This window comes from Streptomyces sp. NPDC001093 (assembly GCF_040298985.1).
GTDB lineage: Bacteria > Actinomycetota > Actinomycetes > Streptomycetales > Streptomycetaceae > Streptomyces.
In genome coordinates this window covers 1-12,466 of sequence record NZ_JBEPBF010000199.1, presented here as the reverse complement: position 1 = coordinate 12,466, position 12,466 = coordinate 1, and the positions used below count along the sequence as shown (strand labels likewise).

At 73.4% G+C, this 12,466-nt stretch carries 10 protein-coding genes; 7 read left to right on the top strand and 3 right to left on the bottom strand.

From position 1 onward, the window contains the following. Positions 1–1,148 (top strand): hypothetical protein (locus tag ABT288_RS46950; protein WP_351622354.1); only part of this gene is annotated, 1,148 nt, incomplete at its 5' end. A gap of 167 nt (positions 1,149–1,315) precedes the next feature. Then, entirely contained in the window at positions 1,316–4,477 is a 3,162-nt protein-coding gene (locus ABT288_RS46945; RefSeq protein ID WP_351622351.1) for an amidohydrolase family protein, read from the top strand. Between the two features lie 78 nt (positions 4,478–4,555). On the opposite strand, the gene ABT288_RS46940 is transcribed toward ABT288_RS46945, so the two are convergent. Then, positions 4,556–5,002, bottom strand: coding sequence for a DNA-binding protein (locus ABT288_RS46940; protein ID WP_351622349.1), 447 nt, complete (start codon positions 5,000–5,002; stop codon positions 4,556–4,558). Positions 5,003–5,079: 77 nt separating this feature from the next. Continuing rightward, positions 5,080–6,573 (bottom strand): long-chain-fatty-acid--CoA ligase, encoded by a 1,494-nt coding sequence (locus ABT288_RS46935; RefSeq protein WP_351622346.1) that lies wholly within the window; start codon positions 6,571–6,573, stop codon positions 5,080–5,082. Positions 6,574–6,733: 160 nt separating this feature from the next. Between ABT288_RS46935 and ABT288_RS46930 the strand changes: the two genes are divergently transcribed. Then, a complete protein-coding gene (locus ABT288_RS46930; RefSeq protein WP_351622343.1) occupies positions 6,734–7,900 on the top strand; it encodes a PucR family transcriptional regulator in 1,167 nt (388 codons plus the stop codon). 197 nt (positions 7,901–8,097) lie between these two features. On the opposite strand, the gene ABT288_RS46925 is transcribed toward ABT288_RS46930, so the two are convergent. Next, complete coding sequence (locus ABT288_RS46925) at positions 8,098–8,841, bottom strand: class I SAM-dependent methyltransferase (RefSeq protein WP_351622340.1); 744 nt, start codon at positions 8,839–8,841, stop codon at positions 8,098–8,100. Positions 8,842–8,974: 133 nt separating this feature from the next. Here ABT288_RS46925 and ABT288_RS46920 point away from each other — a divergent pair, with 133 nt between their 5' ends. The 4 genes from ABT288_RS46920 to ABT288_RS46905 all read left to right on the top strand — a co-directional run bounded on the left by ABT288_RS46920 (position 8,975) and on the right by ABT288_RS46905 (position 12,286). Then, the gene (locus ABT288_RS46920; RefSeq protein WP_351622337.1) at positions 8,975–9,946 is read left to right on the top strand and encodes a TIGR01777 family oxidoreductase; all 972 of its coding nucleotides are present in this window, start codon (positions 8,975–8,977) and stop codon (positions 9,944–9,946) included. A 74-nt stretch (positions 9,947–10,020) separates the two neighbouring features. Continuing rightward, positions 10,021–10,935 carry a TIGR01777 family oxidoreductase gene (locus tag ABT288_RS46915; protein ID WP_351622334.1) on the top strand — a complete coding sequence of 305 codons (915 nt, stop codon included), beginning with the start codon at positions 10,021–10,023 and terminating at the stop codon, positions 10,933–10,935. Between the two features lie 150 nt (positions 10,936–11,085). Further along, complete coding sequence (locus ABT288_RS46910; RefSeq protein ID WP_351622331.1) at positions 11,086–11,955, top strand: class II glutamine amidotransferase; 870 nt, start codon at positions 11,086–11,088, stop codon at positions 11,953–11,955. Positions 11,956–12,052: 97 nt separating this feature from the next. Beyond that, complete coding sequence (locus ABT288_RS46905) at positions 12,053–12,286, top strand: hypothetical protein (protein WP_351622328.1); 234 nt, start codon at positions 12,053–12,055, stop codon at positions 12,284–12,286. Positions 12,287–12,466: the final 180 nt, after the last annotated feature.

The following is a 12,466-nucleotide window of genomic DNA, read 5'->3' as shown; positions in this document are numbered from 1 at the left end:
CGGCCACCGTCGCCCACGGCCCCGCCCTCGCGGCCCGGCTGCCCTGGCGCGGGCTGCTCGCGGCGGCCTGGGCGGCCGCCCTGGCCTGGATCCTGTCCCTCGCCCTGGTCGACGGCTGGCACCAGGGCATCGCCGTCAGGCTGACCACCACCAACGAGTACCTCCGGGTCATCGGCCGCTTCCACGACATCCCGGCCACCCTGCGCGACTTCACCCACCACATCGTCAGCGGCACCCCCGACCCCTGGCCCGCCCATATCGCCGGCCATCCGCCGGCCGCCACGCTCACCTTCGTGCTGCTGGACCGGATCGGGCTGCGGGGCGGCGGCTGGGCCGGGATGTGGTGCATCACCGTGGGTGCCACGGGCTGCGTGGCCGTGCTGATCGCGCTCCGCGCGCTGGCCGGCGAGGCGCTCGCGCGGCGGGCCGCGCCGTTCCTGGTGCTGGCCCCGGCCGCGGTGTGGCAGGGGACCTCCGCCGACGCCTACTTCGCGGCCGTCGCCGCCTGGTCCCTGGCGCTGCTCGCCCTGGCCCTGACCCGGCGGTCCCACGGGTACGCGGCGGCCTCGGGCCTCCTCTTCGGCCTGACCTGCTACCTGTCCTACGGCCTCACCCTGTTCGCCCTGATCGGCGCGGCGGTCGTCGCGCTCGCGGGCCGCGGACTCCGGGAACGCCCCGCCCTCCTGCTGTCCCTGCTCGCCGGACTGGCCGTGTTCCCCGTGGTGTTCACGCTCGCCGGTTTCGACTGGTGGCACGCCTACCACCTCCTCGTCACCCGCTACTACCAGGGCGTCGGCGGCACCCGCCCCTACGGCTACTGGGTCTGGGCCAACCTCGCCTGCACCGCGGTCATCACCGGCCCGGCCACGGTGGCGGGCCTGCGCCGGACGACCACGGCGCTGCTCCCCCGGACCGGCACCCGACGCCCCGCGGAGGTGCGGCTGGCGCTCCTGGTCTCCGTCGCGCTGATCGCCCTGCTGGTCGCCGACCTGTCCGGCATGAGCAAGGCGGAGACGGAACGCATCTGGCTGCCCTTCGCCCTCTGGCTCCTCCCCGCCTGCGCCCTTCTCCCCCACCCCCGCCCCTGGCTCGCCGCCCAGGCCGTCCTGGCCCTGCTCCTCAACCACCTGCTGCTGACGGGCTGGTGAGTGTTCCCGAGCCGTCGGCACGGCAGGGTGACCCCGCGTGACCGCCGCCCGGTCCGGGCGTTGCCCTGGGCGTGGGCCGGGGCCGGTGTGGCCGAAATGGCGTACTGGTGCGGGATGTGCCGCTGCCACTTGGCTGAACGACAGACGGCAGGCAGGGAGGACTGGGGATGGACTTCGGCAGCGTGGGCCGGCGCGGGTTTCTCGGGACGGCGGCGGCAGGGCTGGTCACCGCGGTCTCCGCACGGGCGGCGACGGCGGTCGGGCTGCCGGGCGGGCCCGGTGCGCGGGCCGGCGACGGGGGGCGGTTGCTCACCTGCACCCGGATCACCGGGGGTTCGGTCACCGGCAGCCGGGCCGGCGGTGACCTGATCGCCGAGGTGCAGGGGGTGCTGTGGCGCGTGCCCCGGGAGGGCGGAGCGGCCGTAGCGGTGACGGACTGGGAGCTGGAGGCGACGCGCCCCGCGCTGTCCCCCGACGGCACGACGCTGGCCGTGTGCGGTTATCGCGGCGGCGGCTTCCATCTGTGGTCGCTGCGGCCGGACGGCGGCGGGCTGCGGCAGCTGACGGACGGGCCCTGGGACGACCGCGGGGTCGCATGGTCGCCGGACGGCACCCGGCTGGCCTTCTCCTCCGAACGCGGCGGCGACGCCACGGCCGGCGCCTCCTACGGGCTGTGGGTGCTGGACGTGGCCGACGGCCGGCTGCGGCGGCTCACCGGCGGGGACCACGAGGACTTCGATCCCGCCTGGTCGGCGGACGGGCGGTCGCTGGTGTGCGTGCGCGCCGCCCACACGCCGGGCGGCGGCAACGACGGCGGGCTGTCGCTGGTCCGGGTGCCGGTCTCGGGCGGCCCGGCCGAAGTGCTGCGGACGGTGACCGGGGGGCGGCTGCTGTGCCCGTCCGTCTCGCCCGCGGGGCGGATCGCGTATGTGCGTCTGACCGGCGCGGGCAGCCCCGGGCAGCCGGCCGACGCGGCACGGCTGATGGTCGATGACGAAGTCGTCTCGGCGGACGAGGACCTGGCGGCCGCTCCGCCGTGCTGGCTGAGCGAGGACGAGCTGCTGTACGTGGGTGACGGCCGGATCCGCGTCCGCTCCCTGGCCGGTTCCTCCGTGCGGGAGGTTCCCTTCACCGCCCGGATGCCGGTGCCGGGTCCGTCCCGGGGACCCCGACGGGCGCCGCTCGCCCCGGAGTTGCCGGTCCCGGTGCGCGGTCTGCACCGGCCGGCCCTGTCCCCGGACGGTCGCAGCGTGGCCTTCGTGGCGCTGAACGCCCTGTGGCTGATGCCGGTCGGCGGCACGCCGCGCAAGCTCCTCCAGGCGGCCGACGTCCACCTGGTGCAGATGCCGGCGTGGGCACCGGACGGGCGCAGCCTGCTGTACTGCACGGACCGGGACGGGCTGACGGCCGTACGCCGTCATCACCTCGCCAGCGGCGCCGACGAGCCGTTGGCCGAGGGCGGCCGGCTGTATCCCGCGCTGTCACCGGACGGCTCCCGCCTGGCCTGCCAGGACGTCACCGGGAACCTGCTGGTGCGCACCCTGGCCACGGGCGCCGAGGAGGTGCTGGCCCGGCCGCTGGCCACCGACGGGCCGCCCGGTGCGCCCACCTGGTCGCCCGACGGCCGGTACCTGGCGTTCTGCGACCGCAACCGGCTCAACCAGCGGTTCCGCGAGGGCTACAACCTCATCCGCGTCCTGGACACCCGCACCGGCGGCGAACGCCGTCATCTGCCCGCCGAGCACCAGTCGCTGTCCGACCGGGTCGCCTCCGGGCCCGTGTGGTCACCCGACGGCCGCTGGATGGCGCTGGTCGCCGAGTCGGCACTGTGCCTGCTGCCCGTGACGGCCGACGGCAGCCCGGCCGGTCCCGCCCGCCGGCTCGCCGACGAGCCTGCCGACCACCCGAGCTGGTCCGCGGACTCCGGCACGCTCCTCTACCTGTCCGAAGGCCGGCTGCGCCGGCTCTCCCTCACCACCGACCGGGCGACCACGCTGCCGCTCCGCCTGACCGCCGGGCGCGGTGCGAGCCGCTCGGCCGAACCACTGCGGATCCACGCCGGACTGCTGTGGGACGGCACCGGCGCGCCGCCACGGCACGACGTCGACATCCTCGTCACCGGCAAGCGGATCACCGCTGTCGAGCCGCACCGTGCCCGCCGTCCCGGACACCGCACGCTCGACGCCTCCGGCCGGACCGTCGTACCCGGCCTCGTCGACAGCCACACCCACCCCTATGCGGCCACCTACGGCGCCCGCCAGAGCCTGACCACGCTCGCGTACGGCATCACGACCACCTTCTGCCTGGGCGGTCCGCTGTACGACGCGGTACGGCTGCGCGAGGCGGCCGGCTCGGGGGACCTGCTCGGCCCGCGGCAGCTGGCCTGCGCCGAACTGATCGACGGCGCGCGCACCGCGTACAGCATGGGCCGCGCCCACCGCACCCGCGAAGGTGTCCGGCGCACGCTCCGGCGTGCCACCGCCCTGGACGTCGACTTCGTGAAGACATATGTGCGCGCGCCGGGTGAGGTCATGGCGGAGGCGGCCGAGGTGGCCCACGCGCTGGGCGTGCCCAGCGGCAGCCATCTGTGCTCGCCCGGCCGGGCGGCGGGCCAGGACCTGACCACCCATCTGCAGGCCACGCAGCGCCTGGAGTACGGGCATGCCACCACCCCGCTCGGCCGCATCGGCCAGGACCTGGTCCAGCAGTACGCCGACGGCTCCTTCGCCCTGATCATCACGCCGTTCAGCGCACAGATCCTGCTCGCCGCCGACCCCGGGCTCGCCGAGGATCCGCGCGTGACCCGTCTCATGCCGCCCTGGGACGTCGCCGTCGTCCGCGCACACGCCGGCACCGCGCCCACGGACGCGCAACGGCAGGCCCTGGCCACCGAGATGGCGGACTACCGGCTGCTGGCCTCGCAGGGCGCCCGTATCGCCCTGGGCACCGACGCGCCCCTGGTCCCGGTCGGTCTCTCCCTCCATCTGTGCCTGCGTGCCCTGGTCGCGCACGGCTTCACGGCCGCCGAGGCACTGCACACCGCGACCGTGGAGCCGGCCCGCCTCCTCGGCCTCGACGCCGACCTCGGGACGGTGCAGGAGGGCAGGATCGCCGACCTGACGTTCGTCGACGGCGACCCGTTCTCCGACTTCGACTCCCTCGTCCGCATCCCCGTCGTCGTTCGCGAGGGAGTCCCGCACACGCAGGGCGACCTGACGTCGGCGCACCGGTCGGCCGTGGTGCACGAACCTCCCCGGGACACGTCCTGGCTGGGGGTGGCCGAACGGCTCCGGCGCGGATCGTGCTGCCATCCCGGCGCCGACGGGTGAGACACCCGGCTGTGGCTCAGGGGGTGCCGCAGTCGCACAGGAAGGCGGCTGCCGGCTACCGGCTGCCGGCCCACGTGTTCAGGCGTCGCCCCCGTCGTCGGTGGCGGTGCGGTCCGCCAGGCGTTCGTAGCGCTGTCTGGCGGCCTGCGGAGTGCCGAGTCCGAGGCCGAAGGCGATCTCGGGCCAGGTCATGCCCCGGCCGCGGGCCATCTGCAGGAGCGAGGCCTCCAGTTCGTCCAGCTCCGCCCGTACCAGCGGCACGAGACTCAACGCGGCCGTGATGTCGGCACGGTCCACCTCCGGCTCGCCCTCGTCGAGCAGCGCGGCGCCGCTCAGCAGGAACGTCACGAGCCGGACGGCCTCGTGCGGCGCGACGACCGACGGGTGGATCTGGCGACGCCGTTGCTCGTCGGTCGCCGCATGCCGCTCGGCGATACGGAAGAGGGAGGCGTGGACCCGCTGGGCACGCGCCTGCTCCGGCCGCGGGGGGTTGAAGGGATCGGTGTGATCGGCGGTCGATGACATGCGTCAAGAGTCAGGCTCGAAACGACATGGCGTCAACTGCTTATTGTGAACAATCCGTTCACACGCCGGGGGCTGTCTCACGACGCGGGCGCGGTGATCTCCCGCTTGAGGATCTTGCCGCTCGGGCCCATCGGCAGCGTGTCCGTCAGCCAGAGCCGGCGCGGGTACTTGTAGGCGGCCACCCGGTCCCGGACGAACCGCTGCAACTCCTCGGTGTCCGTCCGGGCTCCCGGACGCAGGACGACCGCGGCGGCCACCTCCTCGCCGAGCCGTTCGTCGGGCACGCCGAGGACCGCGGCGAGGGCGACGGCGGGATGCTCGTGCAGGACCTCCTCGATCTCGCGCGGGTAGACGTTGTAGCCGCCGCGGATGATGAGGTCCTTCTTCCGGTCGACGATGTACAGATAGCCGTCCTCGTCCTGGCGGGCCAGGTCGCCGGTGCGCAGCCAGCCGTCGGGGATCGCGGCGGCCGTCTCCTCGGGGCGGTGCCAGTACTCCTTCATCAGGTTCGGCCCGCGCACGGCCAGTTCACCGACCTCCCCCGGTGCGACGTCCCGGCCGGAGTCGTCCAGCAGCCGGACCTCGACGTCGCGGACGGGGGTGCCGATGGATCCGGGCTTGCGCGGGCGGTCGGGGTGGTTGAAGGAGACGACCGGGCTGGTCTCGGACATGCCGAAGCCCTCCAGCACCATGCAGCCGAAGCGCCGTTCGAAGGCGTGCAGGATCTCCACCGGCAGCGAGGCACCGCCCGAGACGCACATGCGCAGACTGGAGACGTCGGCCTCGGCGGCGCCCGGGTGCTGGAGGAGCGCCGCGTACATGGTCGGGACGCCCTCGAAGACGGTCGCCCGGTCGCGGGCGATGGCGTCGAGCACGGTCTGCGGCTCGAAACGGGGGACGAGGGTGAGGGACGCGCCACTGCGGACGGCGACGTTCATGGTGCAGGTCTGGCCGAAGATGTGGAACAGCGGCAGGCAGCCGACGATCACGTCGTCGGAGGTCAGCCGCTGCACCTCGGTGACGTTGACCTCGGTGTTGTGGCGCAGCCCGGAGTGGGTGAGCGCGGCGCCCTTGGGGCGGCCGGTGGTGCCCGAGGTGTAGAGCAGCACGGCGATGTCGTCACCGGCGGCGGCCGTCACCTCGTACTCCGGCTCCAGGCGCGCCAGTTCGGCGGCGAAGGCGGCCGGTTCGACCGTCAGGTGCCGTACGCCGGCGGCGGCCGCGCCCGCGGCGCCCTCGCCGGGTGCCTGATGCCACTCGAAGAGCAGTACGGCGCCGGAGTCCCGCAGGTGGTACTCGGTCTCGCGCTCCTTGAGCAGCGGGTTCACCGGCACGACGATGCCGCCGGCGCGCAGGACGGCGTAGTACAGGACGACGAATTCCGGCACGTTCGGCAGCATCAGCGCGACCCGGTCACCGGTGCGCAGGCCCTCGGTGCGCAGCAGCGCGGCGGCCCGGGCGCTGAGCCGGTCGAGCTCGCCGTAGGTGGTGGTCGCCGTTCCGAGTCGCAGCGCCGGGCGCTCGGGCAGCCGTCGCGCCGTCGCCACCAGGAATTCCGCCAGATTGGCCATGATGCCTCCTCGCACCCATGCTGCCGCCGCGCCCACGGGTCCCGTCGCGAACGCTCCCGGCATGGTCGCCCGCACGATCAGGGGCGTCCATGGCGACGCCCACAGTTCACCTGCGCCGAGATTGTTCCCAGGAACAAAAGAAGCACCGTACGCTGCGGATATGAGCCTGTCGAATGTGGGTGCGGCGTTGCGTGGGCGCCTTCCGGAGCTGGGCGAGCGGATGGCCGAGCGCATCCGTGCGGAGGTCGAGTCGTACGCGGACGACTCGCTGATCCCCTTCGCGTCGCTCAGGGAGTCGTGCGAGGGCAACGCGGATCAACTGCTCGGACGTTTCGCCTACGGCGTCCGACCGGGCGTCGAAGCCGCTCAGCAGACCGGACGGCTGCGCGCCGAGCAGGGCGTGCCGCTCGCGGACACCCTGCACGCGTACCGGGTGGGTTTCGAGCTGCTCTGGTCGGAGATGGTCGGGGAGGCGCGCCGGCACCCGGAGGTCACGGACGCGGAGCTGGTGGCCGGTTCCTCGGAGATCTGGGCGCTGTTCGGCCGGTACGCGGAGGCCGTCGCGGCCGCCTACCGCGAGGCCAGCGCGGAACTGGCGCTGCAGCGCGAGGCCCGCCGATCGGCCCTGGCCGAGGCGTTGTTCACGGGCGCCCTCGCGGATCGTACGACGCCGTGGGAGGCGGCCCGGCAGCTCGGCCTGCCCGAGCGCGGGCCGTACGCGGTGGTGGCCGCGGCGGTGCCGGATCCCGGCCAGGAGCCGCTGCCCGGCATCGAGGCGGCACTGCGCCGTTCCGGAGTGCCGTCGGTGTGGCGGCTGCTGCCGGACCAGCAGATCGGGCTGGTCTCGCTCGGGCACCGGGACGCGGAGACGGTGAGCCTGCGCGCGCTGCGCCGCCGGCGCGCCCGGGTCGGCGTCAGCCCCCGGTTCGACTCGCTGCGGGACACCCCGCAGGCGCTGCGGTTCGCCCGGCTCGCCCTGGCCGGACTGCCCGGCGAGGGTCCGGGGGTCACCCGGTTCGACGACAGCCCGCTGGCGATGCTGGTGGCCGCCGCCCCGGCCGAGGCGAGCCGGCTGGTCGAGGTCGCCCTGGGTCCGCTCCTCGAACTGCCGGAGGTGGAGCGGGCCCGGCTGCTGCAGACCCTCGGTCACTGGTTCAGCTCGGGCGGGGTGGCCGCCGGGGCCGCGGAACGGCTCTTCGTCCACCCCAACACCGTGCGCTACCGGCTGCGCCGCGTCGAGGAGCTGACCGGGCGTCCGCTCACCGACCCGATGGCCCTCGCCGACCTGGGCGCCGCGCTGTACGCGCTGCGGTTGCTGCCTGCCTGACCAGGACCAGCCGACCCGGCGGACCGGGCTCAGCCCGACGGCGGCACGGCGCAGACTGGGACTGGGACTGCGGTGCACGGCGGAGGACCGGGGCGCCGGTGTGCCGATGCGAGAGGGCGCGCGGCCTGCCGGGCCGGCCGGGCATCTGCCCTCGGCGTGCCGCCCGGGTCAGTGCCGCGGGGGCGCGGTGCGACCGTCTAGCGCGTCAGCGGCAGCCGGTACACCGAGACATGAGCACGCGACTCGGCGGTGAACTCCGTGCCGGACCAGTCGGCATGCCTGGACTCCAGCTCGAATCCGGCCAGTTGGGCCATGAGGTCGAGCTCGGACGGCCAGATGTAGCGGTGAGGGCTGCGGTACAGCCGGGCCTCCTCGGTGTCGCCGAAGCGGAAGTGGTGCGACACGACCCGCTGGTTGAGGATGTCGTAGGTGTCCAGCCCGATGTACCCGGCGTCGGTGCGCCACACGGTGGCGTGCTTGCCCGGGGGAAGCGTGCGCAGCTCCGGCACCCACAGCTCGATCACGAACCGGCCGCCGGGCGCGAGATGGCGGGCGGCGTTGCGGAAGCACTCGACCTGCTCGGCCTGTGTGAGCAGATTGGAGATCGTGTTGTACACGAGGTAGACGAGGCTGTACGTCCCTGGGGCACGGGTCGCCGCCATGTCGCCCATGACCACGGGGATCGTGGCTTCGTCGGCCTTGGTGCGCAGTTGCTCCACCATCGGCCCGGACAGCTCGATGCCGGTGACGGGAACCCCTCGCCCGGCCAGCGGGACGGCGACCCGGCCGGTCCCGATGGCGAACTCCAGTGCCGCTCCGCCGTCCGCCAGCTCGGCGAGGCGTTCCACCGCGGGGATCAGAACCTCGGGCGCGAACATGCCGGTACCGGGCGTGTCGTAACGCCGGGCCACGGCCGGACCCCAGATCTCCTTCTGCTCCATGGCGACAACACTCAGCACCGACAGGGCAGTTGTCCATCGAATTACCGCCGTACGCTCCGCCGCCGGCCACGCACCCGTTTTGAACGTGTTCAAATTCAGCGCTACCCTGTGCGCACCGAAGCGAGGGGGCTCGATGAAGGTGGTTCTGCCGGGGGGAACCGGACAGATCGGCACGATTCTCGATCGTGCGCTGACGGCAGCCGGGCACGAGGTCACCGTGGTGACCCGGCACCCGACGCGAGAGCGGCAGGTCGGCTGGGACGGGGCCACACTCGGCCGCTGGGCCGCGGTGGTCGACGGCAGCGACGTCGTCATCAACCTGGCAGGACGCAGCGTGTCATGTCGCTACACCCCCGGGAACCTGCGGGCCATGATGGACTCACGGGTGAACTCGGCACGTGTGGTCGGTCAGGCGATCGCCGCCGCCGCGCAACCGCCGCGGGTGTGGCTGCAGATGAGTACGGCCACGATCTACGCCCACCGCTTCGACGCGGCGAACGACGAGGCGACCGGCATGATCGGCGGCTCGGAGGCCGGCGTTCCGGACTACTGGGCCTACAGCGTCGACATCGCCGAGAACTGGGAGCGCGCCCAGGCCGAGGCGCCGACACCGACTACGCGGAAGGTGGCGCTGCGGGCGGCGATGGTGATGAGCCCGGACCCCGGCGGGGTCTTCGACGTGCTGCTGGGCCTGGCCCGGCTGGGGCTGGGCGGGCCGGTCGCCGGTGGGGCGCAGTACGTCTCCTGGATCCATGACGAGGACTTCGTCCGCGCGGTGGAGTTCCTGATCGGCCGGGACGACCTCGACGGCCCGGTCAACCTCGCCTCCCCCGGCCCGCTCCCGCATCGGGAGTTCATGCGGACACTGCGCGCGGCCCAGGGCGTCCCCGTGGGGCTGCCGACGACCCGGTGGATGGCGGAGCTGGGGGCCTTCGCGCTGCGCTCGGACACGGAGTTGCTGCTCAAGAGCCGCAGGGTGGTCCCGGGCCGGCTGTCGGCGGCCGGGTTCGACTTCGGGTATCCCGAGTGGCAACGGGCCGCCGTGGACCTCGTACGCCGGGCCAGGTCGACGCGGTCCCGGGCGGGACGGCTCCGATTTACTTGAAACTGCAAGTAATCATGTATCGTGCGACGCGCCCATGATTCACATGTGAAGCACGAGTTCCTCGGGAGGACGCCATGCGCGTCGCCATCACAGGATCCACCGGACTCATCGGCTCCGCTCTCACCCGCTCCCTCCTCGCGAACGGCCACCAGGTGGTCCGCCTGATCCGCGACCGGTCCGCCGCGGTCCCTCAGGACGGCAGCGAGTCCGCGCACTGGGATCCGGTCGCCGGGCGAATCGACCGCGGTGCGCTCGACGGCGTCGACGCCGTGGTCCACCTCGCCGGCGCGGGAGTCGGCGACAAGCGGTGGACTTCCGCCTACAAGCGGGAGATCCGCGACAGCAGGGTGCGCGGCACCGACACCGTCGCGCGAGCCTGCGCGGCGTCCGCCGGCCCGCCGCGCGTCCTGGTGTCCGCGTCCGCGACCGGCTACTACGGCGACACGGGTGAACGGACCGTCGAGGAGAGCGAGTCGGCCGGAAACGACTTCCTGTCCTCCGTCTGCGTCGACTGGGAGGCGGCCGCCGAACCGGCCCGGCAGGCCGGCATCCGCGTGGTGCACCCGCGCACCGGGCTGGTCGTCTCCGCCCAGGGCGGCGCATTCGGCCGGCTCTTCCCGCTCTTCCGCCTCGGCCTGGGCGGCCGGCTCGGCTCCGGCGAGCAGTACTGGCCGTTCATCTCCCTGACGGACCACATCGCGGCGCTCCGCTTCGCCCTCGGCGCCGAGGAACTCTCCGGTCCCGTCAACTTCACGGCCCCCGAACCGGTCACGAACCGCGAGGTGACCCGGGCACTGAGCCGCGCCCTGCACCGTCCGGCGCCGGTCGCCGTGCCGGCCTTCGCCCTGCGCGCGGCGCTCGGCGAGTTCGCCGCGAACATCACGTGCAGCGCACGCGTCGTACCGGCCGCCCTGCGCAAGGCGGGTTTCGCCTTCGCTCACCCCACGATCGACGCGGCGCTCGACTCGGTGCTGCGACCGGCGGCCTGACGGAACCGTCGGCGCGACGAAGGCCGCCAGCGCGGGGCCGGATTCCGTCTGTGGCGCGCGTGCGTGAACGTCCGGCGCGCGGGACCATGGTCGTCCGTGCGGGGTTCCGGACGACGGGGCTCGGCGAAGGCGGGTGACGAGGAGGATGCCGTGTGCCGACTGTTCGGGCTGATCAGCTCCCCGCTGCGCACACACGCCACGTTCTGGCTGCTGGACGCCCCCGACAGTCTGAGCGTGCAGAGCCGCCGCGAACCCGACGGCACCGGGCTCGGGTTCTTCGACGGGGACGGCACGCCGGAGGTGCACAAGGCAGCGATCGCCGCGTACCAGGACCGCGCCTTCGCCCGGGAGGCCCGGGAGGCCGAGTCGGCCACCTTCCTCGCGCACATCCGCTATGCCTCGACCGGAGGGCTGGACGTGCGCAACACACACCCGTTCGACCAGGACAGGCGGCTGTTCGCGCACAACGGTGTGATCGAGGGGCTGGACCGGCTGGACCGGCATCTCGGTGAGGACCGTTCACTGGTGCAGGGGGACACCGACTCCGAGCGGTTCTTCGCGCTGGTCACACGGGAGACGGCGGCGCACGGCGGAGACGTGTCGGCCGGCATCGTGTCAGCGGCCCGCTGGGTCGCCGGGAACCTGCCCCTGTACGCCCTCAACATCATCCTCGTCACCGACGGAGAGCTGTGGGCGCTGCGCTATCCCGCCACCCACGAACTGTACGTCCTGCGGCGCCCGGCGGGCGGTCACCACGGCAAGCGGCATCTGGACCACACCGGCCGGCACGGTCATATGCGCGTGCGCTCGGCGCATCTGGGTGATCGTCCGTCGGTCGTCGTCGCCAGCGAGCCCATGGACGAGAACCCGCACTGGCAGCTGATGGCTCCTGGCGAGTTGCTCCACGTCGGCCCCGATCTGCAGGTGACCTCCCGCATCGCCGTGCCCGATCCGCCGGCCCACCCGCTGACCCTGTCCGGCCTGCGCCCCGAGGCCGCGGCCTCCCAACGGCCCACGTAGGGCGGCCCCGGCGCTACTCCACGGGTCCGTCCACGGGTGGACTCGCCGTGACCCGGCTCACGGGCTCGAAACTTGCGCAACCCGTAAACTTTCCGGCGTGGAGACTACCGAAGTAACGGGTTGGGAGACCGCCGTGCTCGACGGCGGGCCGGCGGACGGGCTGCGGATGAAGGTCTCCGACCGGCCGCGCGTGATCCAGGTGACGTACCCCTGCCAGGTCGAGGCCGCACCGCCCGGCGGTGTACGCGCCGAGGCGGTGTATCTGTACCGCCGCGACTACAGCGTCACGTGCGAGCCCCTGCGGTACGGCTTCGACATCGCCAGCCCCTGACCCGCGCGGTGGGCGCCGCCCATCCCCCTCTGGTGTGCGGTACTGCGCGACTGTACGACCGGGCCACAGACTCGGTCGCCATCGGTCAGGCGTCGGAGTCCGGCACGCCGCGGGCCGCCGTGTACGCCTGGGACGGTGTCATGGAGATGCCGTTGACGCTGACCGTCCTGTACGGGCTGA